14 protein-coding genes and 1 pseudogene are annotated in these 16214 nt (G+C 43.7%); 13 read left to right on the top strand and 2 right to left on the bottom strand.

Translation table 11 applies throughout. The features are described from left to right. Positions 1 to 11 precede the first annotated feature (11 nt). The 12 genes and pseudogenes from GC093_RS12780 to GC093_RS12725 all read left to right on the top strand — a co-directional run bounded on the left by GC093_RS12780 (position 12) and on the right by GC093_RS12725 (position 11309). A complete protein-coding gene (locus GC093_RS12780; RefSeq protein WP_171652254.1) occupies positions 12 to 1091 on the top strand; it encodes an NAD(P)-dependent alcohol dehydrogenase in 1080 nt (359 codons plus the stop codon). 28 nt (positions 1092 to 1119) lie between these two features. Continuing rightward, the gene (locus GC093_RS12775) at positions 1120 to 2163 is read left to right on the top strand and encodes an ABC transporter ATP-binding protein (RefSeq protein WP_171652253.1); all 1044 of its coding nucleotides are present in this window, start codon (positions 1120 to 1122) and stop codon (positions 2161 to 2163) included. Between the two features lie 4 nt (positions 2164 to 2167). Then, positions 2168 to 3046, top strand: a complete 879-nt coding sequence (locus GC093_RS12770; protein ID WP_171652252.1) for a carbohydrate ABC transporter permease — start codon at positions 2168 to 2170, stop codon at positions 3044 to 3046. 37 nt (positions 3047 to 3083) lie between these two features. Beyond that, the gene (locus GC093_RS12765; RefSeq protein WP_171652251.1) at positions 3084 to 3914 is read left to right on the top strand and encodes a carbohydrate ABC transporter permease; all 831 of its coding nucleotides are present in this window, start codon (positions 3084 to 3086) and stop codon (positions 3912 to 3914) included. Between the two features lie 53 nt (positions 3915 to 3967). After that, a complete protein-coding gene (locus tag GC093_RS12760) occupies positions 3968 to 5287 on the top strand; it encodes an ABC transporter substrate-binding protein (protein ID WP_171652250.1) in 1320 nt (439 codons plus the stop codon). 29 nt (positions 5288 to 5316) lie between these two features. Beyond that, a complete protein-coding gene (locus GC093_RS12755; protein ID WP_246314140.1) occupies positions 5317 to 6114 on the top strand; it encodes a glycerophosphodiester phosphodiesterase family protein in 798 nt (265 codons plus the stop codon). Positions 6115 to 6137: 23 nt separating this feature from the next. Further along, complete coding sequence (locus tag GC093_RS12750) at positions 6138 to 7181, top strand: galactitol-1-phosphate 5-dehydrogenase (RefSeq protein WP_171652249.1); 1044 nt, start codon at positions 6138 to 6140, stop codon at positions 7179 to 7181. Positions 7182 to 7278: 97 nt separating this feature from the next. Continuing rightward, a pseudogene (locus GC093_RS12745) lies at positions 7279 to 7458 on the top strand (MgtC/SapB family protein); the annotation flags it as partial. A 247-nt stretch (positions 7459 to 7705) separates the two neighbouring features. Continuing rightward, complete coding sequence (locus GC093_RS12740; RefSeq protein ID WP_171652248.1) at positions 7706 to 8851, top strand: mannitol-1-phosphate 5-dehydrogenase; 1146 nt, start codon at positions 7706 to 7708, stop codon at positions 8849 to 8851. Positions 8852 to 8863: 12 nt separating this feature from the next. Beyond that, positions 8864 to 9004 (top strand): hypothetical protein, encoded by a 141-nt coding sequence (locus GC093_RS12735; protein WP_216624611.1) that lies wholly within the window; start codon positions 8864 to 8866, stop codon positions 9002 to 9004. A gap of 215 nt (positions 9005 to 9219) precedes the next feature. Then, positions 9220 to 10221: a sugar-binding transcriptional regulator gene (locus GC093_RS12730; RefSeq protein WP_171652247.1), complete on the top strand. Its 1002-nt coding sequence runs from the start codon at positions 9220 to 9222 to the stop codon at positions 10219 to 10221. A 62-nt stretch (positions 10222 to 10283) separates the two neighbouring features. Beyond that, the gene (locus GC093_RS12725) at positions 10284 to 11309 is read left to right on the top strand and encodes a zinc-dependent alcohol dehydrogenase family protein (protein WP_171652246.1); all 1026 of its coding nucleotides are present in this window, start codon (positions 10284 to 10286) and stop codon (positions 11307 to 11309) included. A 136-nt stretch (positions 11310 to 11445) separates the two neighbouring features. Here the strand turns inward: GC093_RS12725 and GC093_RS12720 are convergent, their stop codons facing one another. Both GC093_RS12720 and GC093_RS12715 read right to left on the bottom strand, forming a co-directional pair. Further along, complete coding sequence (locus GC093_RS12720; RefSeq protein WP_171652245.1) at positions 11446 to 12936, bottom strand: response regulator transcription factor; 1491 nt, start codon at positions 12934 to 12936, stop codon at positions 11446 to 11448. Then, positions 12936 to 14663, bottom strand: coding sequence for a cache domain-containing sensor histidine kinase (locus tag GC093_RS12715; protein WP_171652244.1), 1728 nt, complete (start codon positions 14661 to 14663; stop codon positions 12936 to 12938). Before GC093_RS12715 ends, GC093_RS12720 begins: the two co-directional genes overlap by 1 nt. Positions 14664 to 14861: 198 nt before the next feature. On the opposite strand from GC093_RS12715, the gene GC093_RS12710 reads away from it, so the two are divergent. Beyond that, positions 14862 to 16181, top strand: coding sequence for an ABC transporter substrate-binding protein (locus GC093_RS12710; RefSeq protein WP_171652243.1), 1320 nt, complete (start codon positions 14862 to 14864; stop codon positions 16179 to 16181). Positions 16182 to 16214 lie beyond the last annotated feature (33 nt).

The raw sequence follows: 16214 nt of genomic DNA, 5'->3' as shown, positions 1-16214 counted from the left end.
GGAGTATGAATATGAGTGAAACTATGATGAACGCCGCAGTTTTAGAGAAGCCGCTGACCATAGCTATTAAAGAAGTGAAAAGACCGGCTCCAGGTCCGTACGAAGCTTTGATAAAGGTTTATTGTATCGGTGTTTGTGGTTCGGATATTCATTATTATGAGCATGGGAAGATCGGCAGGTATGTAGTAGATAGACCTATTATTTTAGGTCATGAACTTGCAGGAGAAGTGATCCAGATCGGTGATAAGGTAACGAATGTCACTATTGGCGACCGGGTAGCTGTTGAGCCTGGTGTAACCTGTGGACGCTGTAATTATTGCAAGTCAGGGCGATATAACCTATGTCCGGAGGTTATATTCATGGCTACGCCTCCAGTTGACGGAGCTTGGGCTGAATATGTTGCCATCCGCAGCGATTTTTTGTTCAAACTTCCGGAAGGAATGAGTTATGAGGAAGGAGCTCTTCTGGAACCGTTATCAGTCGGCTTCCATGCAATGAAGAGAGGTAGGGTGGGTCCATCCGATCGGGTCTTGATACTTGGGTTAGGCCCAATTGGTTTATTGGGCATTCAAGCTGCGAAACTGTTCGGCGTTACAGAGATCATTGCTTCCGACATTGTGCCGTTTCGGAGGGAAATGGCTCTCAAGCTTGGTGCAACTGCTGTCATTAATCCGTTGGAAGGCAATATGTCCGAGCAGCTTTCACTTCTCACAGGGGGCGATGGCATTGATGTCATCATCGAATCGTCAGGAAATACCCAAGCTATCTCTGATACCATCCGCTTAGTTAACCGAGGAGGGCGCATTGTGTATATAGGCTTACCAACAGCTGAGCAAATTCCAATGGACATGAATCTCTTAATCGATTCGGAATTGGATGTTTACGGTGTGTTCCGGTATGCAAACACGTATCCCGCTGCCATTCAAGCGCTGAAAAATAGTGATATCGATTTGCGCCATACCATCACGCATAAGTTTGCTCTTGAAGATATTCAGAAGGCAATTGATGTAGCGACAACACAAAAGGATAAAAGTATCAAGGTGATGGTTTATCCTATCAGAGAGGACGTAGAGAGAAGCAATAATAACTGAAATTTTACTACAATTAGGAGGAGTCGAATTGGCATCTATAGAGTTTGTGAAGGTTACGAAGTCATTTGATAAGCATGATGTTATTAAAGACTTGGATTTAAAGATTGAAGATGGCAAGTTTACCGTTCTGGTGGGTCCGTCAGGCTGCGGGAAGACGACACTTCTTAGGATGATTGCGGGAATCGACCCCCAGACGTCAGGTCAAGTGCTGATTAATGGCAAGGATGTAACGAAGATTCCGCCTGGTCAAAGAGGAGTAGCCATGGTGTTCCAAAACTATGCGATCTACCCGACGATGTCGGTAAGGGAGAACATTGAATTCGGTTTGAAAAATAACAAAGTTCCCAAAGAAGAACGGACTCGCTTGGTGGAATCGATCAGCGCTACGGTTGGATTGTCCGAATATCTGGATCGGAAACCATCCACACTATCCGGCGGTCAACGTCAGCGTGTCGCGCTGGCCCGCGCTATGGTCAAACAGCCTTCGGTATTTCTGATGGATGAGCCGTTGTCCAATTTGGATGCCAAACTCCGGGTACAGATGCGCATTGAGCTCATCGAGCTGCATAAAAAGCTGGGCACCACTTTTGTTTATGTAACTCATGACCAAGTAGAAGCTATGTCGATGGCCGATACGATCGTCTTGATGAATAAAGGGCTTATTCAACAGGAAGCACCGCCGGAGATCATGTATCGGGAGCCGAGCAACAAGTTTGCTGCGGAGTTTATCGGAGTTCCGCCGATGAATATAGATGACTTGGGTGTAGATGGAATCAAGTTCGGATTTCGCCCGGAAAGTGCAGTTTTATCCAATGAACCAACCGGAATGCACTTTTCCATCCGTGGAGTTATTGCCACCAGGGAAATGCTCGGGTCTGAGACGGTCTATCAAGTGAAATACAAAAACAGCTCTTATATGATTAAGTGTATCGAGGATAATTTCATCGTGGACCAAGATGTATATGTAGAAGTCGCTGCCAATAAAATGTTTTTCTTTGAGGCAAATGGAAATCGCATTGGTGAGGCAGATGGACGCTTCAATAACTACTTAGAAGCTTTGAGAAGAGGTTGAGCGTATGGATAAAAAACCAATTTTGAGTCGGCTTCGTCCTTATCTCATGGTGTTACCCGCCATGATTGGTATTTTTACCTTTGTTATTTACCCGATGCTGTATTTGATTTATTTAAGCTTTTTTAAATATAACCTGATGAATAAAGCCAAAAGCACATTCATTGGATTAGATAATTACAAAGAGGTCTTTATGCGTGAAGATTTCTATAAAGCACTGGGCAATACGTTTGTTTATACCATTGGTGTTGTTATATTGACAATGGTTATCTCTCTGCTGTTTGCTATATGGCTTAGTAAACAGAGCAAGTTTAACAGCATTGTGCAAGCTGGCTTATTCACACCGCATATCATCTCGATTGTATCTATTGCTCTTGTGTGGCTCTGGCTGATGGAGCCCAACCTGGGTCTGCTCAACTTTGGTTTAAAGGCTCTTGGTCTACCGCCCTCTCAATGGCTGCAGAGCTCCAAGACGGCTATGATTTCTGTCATTATTGTATCCGTATGGCACAGTGTAGGTTATTATACCTTGATCATAGTGGCTGCTCTCCAAAGCATACCGCCAAGCATCTATGAGGCAGCTGAACTGGATAATGCGAAAAAGTTCAAAGTGTTTTATAAAATAACGTTACCCTTAATTTCACCACAGCTGTTTTTCATCCTAATCATTATGACGATTGGTTCCTTTAAGGTTTTTGATACTGTCAGAATCATGACAGGCGGAGGTCCCAATAATGCAACCAATACACTTGTTTATTATATTTATAGCTTTAGAACCACGAATATTGGCTTCGCTTCTGCAACGGGAGTTGTATTGATGGCTATTATTGGAATTCTTACATTTATCTACTTCCGTTTGCTTTCTAAAAAGGTTCATTATCAATAAGACCTGGATTACCCAGAGAAAGGGGGTTTGACGATTCATGACATTTGAACTTAAGCACCTGTGGTCGACACTAAATACTTTACTTAAAATAATAGCTCTCGCAATTTTTGTTTTTCCATTCTTATGGATGATTTCCACATCGCTGCAGACCTTACAGGAGACGATGACAATACCTCCTACTATGATTCCTTCAATACCTCAATGGAATAATTTTGTGACTGCGATGAGTGCAGGTCCCTTCCTGACCTACGCCAAAAACTCGGTTATCGTCACGCTTTCCATTATTGTTTTGCAATTTGCTGTGATGATACCGGCTGCCTATGCTTTTGCCAAATATAAGTTTGTAGGGAAAGAATTTTTATTTGCTATGGTACTTCTGGCATTTATGATTCCTGGTCAAGTAACCTTCATCCCTGTTTATCTGATGCTAGCTGATTGGGGAATGATCAAAACCTTATTGCCGCAAATTATTCCTTTCATGTCCAATGCATTTGGTATCTTCCTTTTACGCCAATATTTCATGCAGATTCCTGAAGAAATTATAGAATCGGCCAAATTGGACAATGCCGGTGAGTTCAAGATTATTTGGAAAATCATGATACCGATGTCTATGCCTGCACTGGCAACGATCGCGCTATTCAGCTTTGTGAGTCATTGGAATGATTATTTCTGGCCGCTTGTTATGACAGATTCAAACCCGGTTCGCCCGCTGACGCTCGGAATTGCCATGCTTAGAGAGACGGAAGGCATCAGTAACTGGCACATTATTATGGCGGGTAACGTCGTTTTGGTGGTCCCTATTCTGATCGTTTACCTGATTTGTTCCAAACAGATTGTTAAGGCATTTGTTTATTCCGGGATTAAATAATAATTTGATCCCTTATGAATAAAGTGAACACAAAAAAAGGGAGGAAGAAAAAAATGAACAAAAATGTGACTATGATTATGACGTCAACGATGCTGCTTGGTATACTTGCGGGCTGCAGCTCTGCACCACAAACAACCGGTACTGGCGGAGCTGCGGGAACCTCTTCAGCACCAGCGGCAACGCAAGCAAAGGCTGGCAAGACTACGATTCAGTATTGGCACTCTATGGGAGGGGCAAACGGCGAATTTACAGATGCGATGATCAAACGTTTTAATGGCTCCCATCCCAATATTGAAGTTGTTGGAACCTTCCAGGGATCATACGATGAAGTGGTTACTAAGCTTCAACAGGCAGCTGCAGCTGGTTCAGCACCGGATGTTACCATGCTAGAGCGTTCTTTTGTACAGCTGTTTGCAGATGCAGACGTGCTGGAAGATCTGACACCGTATCTGAAGAAATCGAATTTAAGCACGGATGGCTTTGTTCAAGGACTGATGGGTCACTCTACTTTCAATAAAAAATTGGTCACATTGCCTTTCAACCGTTCCACTCCGATCATGCATGTAAACAAAACGATGCTGGATGAAATGGGACTCAAAATTCCTACTACTTGGGAGGAACTGAAAACTGTTAGCAATGCACTCGTCATTAAAGAGGGCAGTGGCTATAAACGCCAAGGTCTATCCATGCCGTTTGATGATTGGTATCTTCAAGCGATGATTACACAGTCCAAAGGAAGATTCTTTAATGAAGAGGGCACTGCGATGGGCTTTATTGACAGCGGAGTAGGGCTCAAAGTATTTAGTTACCTAAAGAACCTTCAGAGCACGGGAGCTTTGTTCTACCCGCCGACCCAGGATTCAGGAAATATCGTTAAACAGATGTTCACTGAAGGGAAAATCGGCATTTTGTTTGAATCAACTGGTACTATTGGAGGATTTCAAAAAAATGTGAAATTTGATTATAAGACCGCCTTCCTACCTAAAAATGAAGTGTTTGCAAATCCAACCGGTGGAGCGAACGTTGCCATGTTTGCCTCTTCCAAAAACAAAGATGCTGCATGGGAGTTTATGAACTGGTTGATGACTGATCCTCAGGGTGGACAGCAGTTCATTATTGATACGGGTTACCTGCCTTTCACGAAGAAAATGGTAGAGTCCAAAGAAATTAAAGAGTTGTATGCAAAAGAACCGAATCGTCAGGTAGCGTATGATCAGCTTCAATATGGCATTGACACGAATAAGCATTTGGCATGGACGCCAATTATACAAGAATTCCGCTCTGCTATGCAAGCCATCATGTATGACAACAAAGATATTCAGGCCACTCTGACTACTTTCAAAACAGCAGCTGAAAAGCTTTTGAAAAAGTAAGTACACTTTCCAGATCTAAGCTGTATAACATGACTATACAAGGAAGGAATGCAGCCATCATGTTAGAGCGTCTTAAAAATAATCGTTCCATTATGGTAGTCGGGCATAGAGGATTTAAAGTGGCCTATCCGGAGAACACGCTTCTTGCGTTTCAAAAGTCATTGGAAATGGGGGTAGATGTTCTTGAGTTTGACCTTCGTTTTTCCAAGGATAAGGTAATCATGGTTATCCACGATGAAACATTGAAGCGTACAACCAATGGCAAGGGTAAAGTAAGTGACTTTACCCTGGCCGAGCTCAAGCAATTAGATGCAGGAGGATGGTTCGGTAAAGCGTTTGAAGGACTCCAAATACCAACCCTTGATGAGCTTTGCGAACTGCTTGCAGCTTACCCCGATACTTTGTTGAATGTAGAAATTAAACCGAGTGTTCATGCCAAGGAGATTGCGGATTTAGCGATCATTAAGTTAAAGGAATATGGCTACCTTTCACGTTGTGTATTTACTTGCTTTGACGCGGAGATCATTACTTATATCCACGACACGTACAGCCTAAAGACACAGGGCTTTCCTGAAGAAAGCATGTCAAACTTTGTTGCGGGTAAAGACGGCACCTATTCGAAGATGTGGTCAGTTGGCATTAGTATGAAGCTGTTAACTCCTGCATTAGTTGATGAATTTCAGAATAGGGGTCTCGTTGTCGGGTGCTATTGTACGGACAATGAAAAACAGGTTTATTATGCATTGGGCTGCGGTGTTACCTTGCTAACCTGCAATGATCCACAGCCTGCAATGAGCATTCGGCAGCAAATGGGCAGTCGTAATTAGCTTGTCAGAAAGGAAAGATGAAGATGAAAGCTTGGCCTTTGCATGCTATCGGGGATATTCGGCTGGAGACGAGGGAAAAGCCGATTCCCGCTACAGGGGAGGTTCTCTTGAAGGTGCGGGCATGTGGCATCTGTGGCTCTGACATCCCCCGGGTTTTTACGAAAGGGACTTACTCGTTCCCAACGGTACCAGGGCATGAATTTTCGGGGGAAATCGTAGAAGTAGCTGAAGGCGGCGATAAATCGCTTATCGGCCGTGGAGCTGCGGTGTTTCCGTTGATGCCTTGCCGCAGCTGCAGTGCATGTGAGATAGGCGAGTTCGCTTCATGTGAAAATTACAATTACATGGGCTCGCGATGCGACGGGGCTTTTGCGGAATATATCGCAGTACCCTTGTGGAACCTGCTGCTAATGCCCGAAGGTGTGTCTTATGAGGAAGCGGCTATGGTTGAGCCTGCAGCCGTGGCCATGCACACCCTTCGGCAAGCCGGTGTCGGTCTCGGTGATAATGTGCTTATTTATGGCGCTGGGCCAATCGGTATTATGATTGCTATGTTGGCTGATATCTGGGGTGCAGGCTGTATATTACTGGTCGATGTAGATGAAGATAGACTGCAATTTGCACGGGGTCTGGGCATTATGAATACTTGTAACGCTGCTAAGACTGACGTAGTAGCCTGGGTTCATCAGCAAACGAATGGCCGGGGGGCAGACATGACGATAGAGGGTGCAGGCAGCTCCATATCCTTTGAGAATGCGATGCATACGACTCGTCTATTCGGCAAAATTGTTCTTATGGGCAATCCCGCTGGCGATATGCTATTGACACAGAAGGGCTATTGGGAAATCCTGCGTAAGAATCTTACGCTTATTGGTACCTGGAACTCTTATTATGCGAGTTTGCCGATTAACGAGTGGCAGCTTGTTCTTAGCTTTATCGCCTCTGGAAAGCTTCGGCTTGATCCTCTCATTACGCATCGTGTAAAAATTGAAGAACTCGGCGATGCATTGAAGATGCTGCGGGATCGAAGCGAGTTTACAGTGAAAGTGATGTATGTAAATCAATAAGATGTCTTCATCCATTCGAGTCACATACAAGGAAGTGCAATTCGTGAGCAACATTTCACAAATATGGTACATCACACATTGGGAGCTGCTTCTCAGAATGGTTCTTGCCGCAGGTTTAGGAGGGTTGGTCGGCATGGAAAGGGAGTGGAATAACCATGCCGCTGGCTTTCGTACTCACATTCTGGTTTGTCTGGGATCTGCTACAATTATGCTTTTGTCTATTTACGGATTTACCGAGTTTGTTAATGAGCGCAATGTAAGGATCGATCCTGCCCGAACTCTATATAGAATCCGGCCGTAATTCAATGAACGAGCCGAACCAACAAGTAGAACGTGCTTAGGGTACCTATAAAAATTAACATAGGCTGACAATGGTTCAATAAGAGTCGGCTTGTTTCAGTGCGCCCATTTATAACTTGTCAATACTCAATTTCTTTTAAACTAACATGTAACAGGAAAGGTTGTCACATGAATATCTTATCGATGCAAAAGATGCTTGCTATTTTCACAAGAGGGATGGAATTATGAAGGCGGTTCACATCGGGGCGGGAAACATCGGCAGAGGCTTCATCGGGCTGCTATTATCCCAAGCCGGATATGAGGTGTGCTTTGTTGATGTCAATGAACCGTTGGTAAAGCTGCTTCAGCAAAAAGGTGCCTATACTGTTTCACTGGCCAACAGCTTCCATGATACTACGCTTGTGAGTGGTGTTTCCGCCATAAACGGTAAAGATCTTGAGCAAGTAGCCGAAGCCATTGCAAGTTCGGAGCTGGTCACGACGGCAGTCGGATTGGCATTATTGGATACGGTGTCCATAGGAATCGCCAAAGGAATTGAGAAAAGAATGTCTCGTTCCTCAGCTCCTTTACAGATTATTGCTTGTGAGAATACGATAGATGGGAGCTCTCAGCTAAAGGATTATGTATATACGCATTTAAGTCAAGATATACGCAATAAGGCGAATCAACTCGTATCCTTTCCGAATGCGGCTGTAGATCGGATCGTACCCATCCAACACCATGAAGATCCGTTGATGGTCATCGTGGAACCTTTTTATGAGTGGCTGGTCGACCGTTCCGGGCTGCTCCCAGGAGTCGCAGAAATCGCTGGAGTTCATTATGTGGATCAATTGGAGCCCTATATACAACGGAAACTGTTTACAGTGAATACGGGACATAGCTGTATCGCTTATTTAGGCTATCTTAGTGGTCATGACACGATTCTAGAATCGATGGAGAATCCCGCCATCTCCTTGCAGGTACAACATATTTTGGAGGAAACGGGATCGATTCTTATTAGAAGTCATGGCTTTAATCCCGAGGAGCATTCACAATATATTCGTAAGATTCTTGATCGTTTTCGCAATCCTTATTTAAGTGATGAAGTTGTCCGTGTAGCACGTTCACCGATACGGAAGCTTTCACCAAACGATCGGCTCGTGTATCCTGCCCTACAGGGTTTTGATCTTGGCATAGAACCGAAATATTTGGCCTTGGCAATGGCAGCGGCTCTGTTGTTTGATTATCAAGAAGATGCGGAGGCCGTTGAACTGCAAGAGGCTATTAAATCGAGAGGGATTCATCAAGTAGCAGCCCAAATCACGGGTATTCCTGAAGGACATCCTATACATGCACTTATCATTCAAAAGTATTTATCCTTGAGAACTTAGGAGGCTTCCCCTTTGGCTGTTTTTATAAATCTACTGCCCTATTTAAACCGAATCGATGATTGCAAGGAATTGCTAGATTGCTGGCAAGGTGGATTGGAAATTTCGATGGATGGTCCGAATTGGAGGAGCAGCAGGCATTGTGAAGTCTCGTAAATTTAACCTTTGGGACAACGGCTGGAATATCATACGCCTGTCTTCGTCATCGCGATATGTAGGGGGTGGCACCATAAAGCACTCTCCGCTGCACTATGAACGCTAGGTTAGCACAGAGTTGAAATCGTTGTGTTAAGATGGTAGACTAATGATATAATTGAGCAAATGTGCAAATTCGGACGTTTGTTTGAACGGCTGCCTTAGGATATAAATAGATGGATATTGAAAAATATTCTGCGAATTGGAGACGACACAATAAAATGAGTGGAACTAGTAAAAACGAGCATTCTTCTAAAGAAAGCTTTCTTGAGAGAATCGCACGCATGTACTATGTGCTCGGAATGAGTCAGCAGGAAATCTCAGTCCAGCTAAATATCGGCAGATCTTCCGTCTCTAGGTTTTTAAACGAGGCAAGGGAAAGAGGAATCGTACAGATTCAGATCCGCTCTGATTTGGACAACAGCCGCCATGCTTCGTTGGAGTATAAGCTTACTAAGCTTTACGGCTTGAAGGATTGTGTAGTATTTCGAGGCGATCAAAGCGCCAATCCCTTTGAAGCATTAGCCACTCAATATTTGGATTCGGTATTGCCTTCACACGGGGCTATAGGGCTCGGGTGGGGGAGGACGCTCAATGCCATCGGTACCCATTTGCATCTGTGCGATTCACGCCCGGGTCTAAAAATTGTCCAGCTGATAGGAGGCTTCGGTGCCAGAGAAGATCAGATTCCTGCCTCCTCTATCATTCAGATGTGGGCCCAAGCGCTACGGGGTAAAGCGCAGCTGTTCCCAGCGCCTGCCATAGCCGGAAGTGTTGAAGGCAAACACAGCTTTATGCAGGAGCCGAGTGTACAAGAGATTATGAATGAAATCCGTAAACTGGAAACGATCGTGTTCGGGATTGGACACGCGGGTGAGGATGCTACATTGCTGGCTTTAAATCTGGTAGCCGGTTTGACTTTCGAGGAATTAAGTGAAGCCAGTGTAGGCGAGATTCTTTTTCATAGCTTCGACAAACAGGGCAAGTTTTCAATTCCGCGTATCAGCGAAAGGGTTGTTGGTGCAACGAGGGAAGATCTTATGAATATTGAGCTGCGGATTTGTGTTGCACAGGGCACTACTAAAGTGCCAGCGCTATGTGGCGCTCTTAAGGGAAAGCAGCTGAATGTGCTTATTACAACGGAAGAAACGGCAGTGCAGGTGCTTCAAATCCATTGAAAAATATACAATTGCAAAGATAACAGATAAAGCGGTTACGACACATATTAAGGAGTTGAGTTATGAAGGCAGCCGTATTAAAAGCACCCCATCAGATTGAAATTCTGGAATGGGAGTCGGCAGGGCTTAAGCCAAATGAAGTGAGGATTCAAGTCAATGGCTGTGGGATCTGTGGCACAGATCAGCACATATATCACGGGAATCCGGGTTCGGCAGCCGTAACCCCTCCCATTGTACTCGGCCACGAGCTGGCTGGCGTTGTAACTGAATGTGGGGAGCATGTGCAGCAGCTCCAAATAGGTGATCGCGTATCCATAGACCCCAATATCTATTGTGGGGGTTGCCGATACTGTCGTAATGGCCAGCCTCATCTATGCGACAATCTCCAAGCAGTTGGCGTAACTCGTGATGGGGGGATGGGTGAAAGTTGCGTCGTTCCGGCCGCGAATTGTTACCTGCTGCCAGATTCACTGAGCTTTGCCGAGGGTGCTTTGGTTGAGCCACTTGGCTGTGTGCTGCATGGCTTCAAAAAAGTGAATATCCGCCCGATTCATACGGTATTGCTGATTGGCGGAGGATTTATTGGGCAATTGTTTCTGCAATTGGTGAAAATGCAAGGCGTGGCAAGAATTGTGGTTAGCGAGCCTGCTATCGAGAAGCATGAAGCGCTGCTTGCTTTGGGCGCTGATGAGGTCGTGCAACCAACTGCTTTGATTGTGGAGCGGTTAAGGGCTGGATTCGATATAGTGATCGAATGTGTGGGGCGGAAGGAATCGATGGAACTGGCGATTGATGCTGCCAGCAAAGGCGGACAGGTGCTGCTGTTTGGTGTCGCCAACCCGTCGACACAAATCCAGGTTTCGCCTTTTGCCATTTTCACCAAGGAGCTTCGTCTAATGGGTTCCTTTATTAATCCACATACCCATGAGGAGGCGATCGCACTTATCGATCAACAGCTTGTCAAGGTTGAACCGCTGATCAGCCATCGATTTTCGCTCGACGAAGTGCCACAAATTATGGGCAATTATGCTGAAATGAATGTGACCAAAGGAGTTATTGTTTACCCATCTAGGGCAAATAGGGCCTAATTGCTTTATAGTCGCTAGTGTTGATGTCGGGTTATTCTCTTCATTTGAGATCATTATACGAAATGTCTAAAGCTGGTTTCTTAACCTTTAATGGGGAGAAGCCGGCTTTTAAATTTTTGCACCACAACCGTAAACGTTATTCCTTCATCTGTATCTGTTTCTTGTATTCGGAAGGGTAGCATTCAAAAAACTCTTTAAACAGCTTGGTGAAATGTCTCGAACTAAAGTAGCCAACCTGTTCAGCGGCTTGCTGTACCTGTATCGTCGGATCAGACAGCAGCTCCTTCGCTTTCAGCATCCTGAGCTTGGTGACATATTGCATAAATGTGGTTCCAGTTCGTTTATGAAATAGACTGCTTAAATGATTTGGAGTCACTGTAAATTGTTCAGCAACACGACCTAATGTTATATCTCCCGAATAGTGATTTTCTATATAAGCAATGGTCTTTGTTACTAAGTCAGTTTTGTTGTCTATTTGCCTTATTTTTTTGTCCAGCAGATTTTCTCCAACTCTTTTAAGAGACTGTAACCAATCCTCTTCCTCAGCTGGAGCCATTAAGGGCGCATTGATAGAGCAATTGAGAAACCGCGAAAAGGCCGGTGTAATTTCTATTAATGAGTCGCTATGCGCAAGATAAATTTTAATAAATTGCTCAATAGTATCCATATACCCTACATAATGTCCTTTGTGGTATTCCTCTACTGCCTTGATTAAAGTGTGGCATTGCTGAGAAATAATTGGATGCGATTCAGCTTCTGATAAATCCTTTTTAGTCCAACTATGGGAAATTCCTAATGAACAGCGAAAATGGGAATTTCTATGGAGTTTCGTCACTTCGTCTAGTAGGGATGTATAAGTGTCACATTCATCAGATACTACCAGTGTGAATGCTAAGCCTGGTTCTTCAACCCTTTGTACAAGCTCTGAGTGAGAAGAGAATATTTCATTCAATTGCTCTGCACCCTGCGAGGATGTATATCTCCCCACCACAGCCCAATCTCCATTTGGCAAAATTAACGTGGCCAGCTCTAAATCCTTGTGATAATGCCCGAGCATCAAAGTCCGAATGGCATTGAAAAACAGCTTGATTGCTGCTGATTTTTCCGTTTCAGAATACCAGCTATCCATGTAGATAATCTGACATCGAATCCGGGAGGATTGCTTGGTTTCCGTCTCCCCTTCTTCCCAGTTGCGGATTAGACCGTGAAATAAGGACAGCATGTCCGACTCAAATAGCTTGTTTTTCTCATTGATTTGCAGGAAAGCAGTTTGCTGTATTTTTGTTAGTAATACTCGTATATCCTGAATATCAACCGGCTTTAGCAAATACTCGATTGCCCTTAGTCTAAGCGCCTCTTTAGCATACTGAAAGTCTGCAAATCCTGTCACTATAATCCATTGAGTACCAGGTGCTAACGGGGCTGCTTCCTCGATGGCTTCCAAGCCTGATTTGCCAGGCATTCTAATGTCCACAAAAGCAGCCTCAGGCTGGATTCGTTCAACAACTTCTATAAGCTCCCTACCATTACGTGCTTCATAGATATGCAAATCCGGGCATATCTCCAACAGGATAATTGACAATGCTTCCCGTGCCAATTGTTCATCATCAGAAATAACAATATTCATTAGGCTGGCTCCTCGTTGTTAAGAGATATTGTGATAGTTATGGTAGTACCATGTCCAAGTCTACTCTCCAGTTGAAATTCGTGATTATCCGGAAAAGCTAGCTCCAATCTTTCCTTTACATTGCTTAAACCAATATGCTGATCATCTATTTGCTCGAAGGTATTAAAACCTATCCCATTATCTGCAATGCGAATAACCATACACTCCCTGTCATTGATGTTAGGTAGCCTATCAGCGCTTACCTCAACCTTACAAGGCTGCTCACAAGGCTCAACACCATGAATGATAGCGTTTTCGACTAAGGGCTGAATCAACAGCTTGGGAATACGGAAAGATGCCAATGCGGGATCTAGTGTGATTGTTATCTCTAGACGATCACTGAAGCGCATACTCATAAGTTCTCCGTATTTTTGAATACTGGAGAATTCCTCTTCTAAACTGCAGGTATCATGGGTGGTTAGGAAGTAACGAAGCATTCCACTTAGAGATAATATCGCACGTTCCAGAAGCGCATGCTCACCTTTGCGGTTTAAACTTACAAATGCATTTAACGTATTATAAAGAAAATGAGGATGAATTTGTGATTGCAGCGCGCGAAATTCAGCATTTCTTAGCTTTAGCTTGGTAAGATACTCATTTGTAATTAATTCATCCAATTGACTGATCATTCGGTTTAAAACATTTCCCAGCTGAGCAATCTCATCTTGACCTCGAACGGAAAACCGTTTGTTCATATTTCCCAGCTGCACTTGGCGCATAACACCGATCATTTCTTTGAATGGTGTTAATAGGGTTCTGGAATAAGCAAAAAATAAGAAGAAGGCAAGCACAACTCCACCTGCTGCAAAAACCGCCCCTGTCAGGCGCATCCAATGGACCTTGGAGGCAAGCTCTGCTTTAGATAACCAAATTGTAATTCTCCAGGAGCTGGTAGGTATTTCCCTTGAAACCGCTACATAGGATTGCTTATTATAATCGATATGGGTCGGGCTTTTCAGAAATTGCTTCAAATCTTCCTGAGATAGGTGTGTATTAGAGTAAATCAACCTCTGATCCTTGTCCGTGATGGTAACAATAGAGTTTACATTAACCGAAACTTGCCTTACGATTCTATCCAGAATGATTGTATCCGCATCAGCCATAATTATGGCGAGAGGCTGTTTGGAATCCGGATCTTTTATTAAACGTGCTACGGAGAATACCTCAGGAACTGAGGGCAGCTTTAAATAATCTTGCGGATGGACATCAACAAACGATACTCTTCCGTTAGCTGTGACGGCTTCACGATACCAATTTTGTTCCGTATAGGGATAATCATTACGAGGTTCAGTTAGTTGTGAGCTGCTATCATTATAGTAGACAGAACCATCAATAGCCACTAGCAGCGTGCCTAATATATCCTTCCGTAAATTAACTAGCAAGCTTGGAAGAGTGTGGTACAATGTGTAGTCGGCTTTATACTTTGAATAATTATCAATTTGAGTATTCAAGCCCCTAGCCTTTTGCTTGAGAGAGTTCATAACCTCGTTGTTGGTGTAAGGAGACACGGTTACCCGTTCCAAATCATCTAAATACGTTTGGATGTTTTCGGACAGGCCAACTAGGGTGGCATCTGTAAGCTTTTCGGTTTCTGCGGTAATTATTTTGACATAATAGGAAGGCATAACAAAAGCGATAATGATAACAGGGAGCAGTATAGTTAACGAATAGAGCATAATTAGTTTCACACGAATCGAGATGTTTGGCTTATTCAGGCAAGACTACCCCCAGCAGTTTTAATTTTGTGGTCGATTATACTGTAAATTGTAAAGGGTTGCAACCATAAATATGAGCGCCTGAAATCATAGATTTACTACATATGTAAACACTTACAAGCGTGATAAGATTTAGGCGTGAAGTACAAAACAAAAATAAGAGGTGGGTATATGTCTACAAAATGGAAAGTATCTGTGGCGTTAATTCTGGCATCAGCTTTAGCTGCAAGCGGTTGTTCCCAGCGTCCCGAAAAACCGTCTGCTGAACCTTCAAGCGGAAAGGAAAGCAGTACCAATAATAGCAATAGTAGTAATAGCAGCAGTCCCAAGAAAACTTTATCTATGATGATGAATGTTCCAGACCAACCGGTCCAGGATGTTTATCGCCAAATTATTAATGATTTTATAAAAGAGAACCCGACAATCGGTGTGAATATTCAATTCCCTGGGTCAGCCTATGAAAATAACATGAAGGTTAAGATGGCTGCTAATGATCTTCCCGACATTTTTGATACGCATGGATGGGCACAAGTCCGTTATGGCGAATACTTGGGGGATCTCAGAGAAGAGCCATGGGTTAAGCAATTGACCGATACGATCAAAAATGTCGTAACCGACAAAAATGGCAAAGTGTACGCCTTACCGATCAGTGAAGCCAAGGATGGCATTATGTATAATGTCGATATGCTCAAAAAGTATAACGTGGAGCCGCCTCAAACCTTCGATGAGCTAATAGCTGCCGCCGAGAAAATTAAAAAAGATAGCGGTGGAAAAACGACGCCATTCTTCTTCTCTGGAATTGATGAAAGCACGATTGGCACCTACTTTGGATACTTTGCAAACGCTCTTTTAATCAGTCCTGCAAGTAATTCGGCCGAAGACCTTCTAAAGAATACTTTTGATTGGAGTAAATGGACGACACTTCCAGACAAGCTATTGGATATCAAAAATCGCGGACTGATTAATGAAGATTTCTTAACGGCGAAACGAAGCGAACTTCCAGCTGTATTTGCTGCTGACAAAGTAGCATTTGCCTTGTTGGGTCCATCATTCGTGGATGCCGTTAATAAATTGAAGCCGGATATGAAAGTCGGATTAATGCCAATTCCATCGATGTCGGCCAGTGATAAACCGAGTTTCTCCGGTGGCGAACGGAACACATTGGGAGTATGGAAAGATTCTAAGAATATACCGGAAGCTAAGAAGCTGATGGCGTTCTTTGCTAAACCCGAGAATTTGTCCAAAATTGCCAATGTAACCAAGCTTCAGTCCGGGTTGAAAGGGATTGAGTCGAAGCACGAATTAACCGAGTACTATGATAAATATGCGAATACTAGAGTGCTGCCATATTTCGACCGAGTTTATTTGCCAAACGGAATGTGGAGCGTTATGTCCAAATCCGGTACAGAGCTGCTTGCCGGTCGTATTACTTCAAAAGAATATTCAGAAACCATGAAGCGGGAAGTAGAACGACTGCGAAATAATAAATAAAACATTTATTCAGGGGTGAGATAAAATAACCAA

The sequence above is a fragment of the Paenibacillus foliorum genome, from assembly GCF_013141765.1.
In the GTDB taxonomy this organism is placed as follows: Bacteria; Bacillota; Bacilli; order Paenibacillales; family NBRC-103111; genus Paenibacillus_S; species Paenibacillus_S foliorum.
The sequence above is the reverse complement of the archived record's forward strand: the minus strand, read 5'-3'. Positions and strand labels throughout refer to the sequence as shown.

Bases quoted from the DNA above. Each gene is read 5' to 3' on its own strand.
- GC093_RS12720 (WP_171652245.1), bottom strand. From the start codon at position 12,936: ATGAATATTGTTATTTCTGATGATGAACAATTGGCACGGGAAGCATTG.
- GC093_RS12730 (WP_171652247.1), top strand. From the start codon at position 9,220: ATGGATATTGAAAAATATTCTGCGAATTGGAGACGACACAATAAAATG.
- GC093_RS12780 (WP_171652254.1), top strand. From the start codon at position 12: ATGAGTGAAACTATGATGAACGCCGCAGTTTTAGAGAAGCCGCTGACC.
- GC093_RS12710 (WP_171652243.1), top strand. From the start codon at position 14,862: ATGTCTACAAAATGGAAAGTATCTGTGGCGTTAATTCTGGCATCAGCT.
- GC093_RS12770 (WP_171652252.1), top strand. From the start codon at position 2,168: ATGGATAAAAAACCAATTTTGAGTCGGCTTCGTCCTTATCTCATGGTG.
- GC093_RS12755 (WP_246314140.1), top strand. From the start codon at position 5,317: ATGACTATACAAGGAAGGAATGCAGCCATCATGTTAGAGCGTCTTAAA.
- GC093_RS12750 (WP_171652249.1), top strand. From the start codon at position 6,138: ATGAAAGCTTGGCCTTTGCATGCTATCGGGGATATTCGGCTGGAGACG.
- GC093_RS12765 (WP_171652251.1), top strand. From the start codon at position 3,084: ATGACATTTGAACTTAAGCACCTGTGGTCGACACTAAATACTTTACTT.
- GC093_RS12740 (WP_171652248.1), top strand. From the start codon at position 7,706: ATGAAGGCGGTTCACATCGGGGCGGGAAACATCGGCAGAGGCTTCATC.
- GC093_RS12760 (WP_171652250.1), top strand. From the start codon at position 3,968: ATGAACAAAAATGTGACTATGATTATGACGTCAACGATGCTGCTTGGT.
- GC093_RS12725 (WP_171652246.1), top strand. From the start codon at position 10,284: ATGAAGGCAGCCGTATTAAAAGCACCCCATCAGATTGAAATTCTGGAA.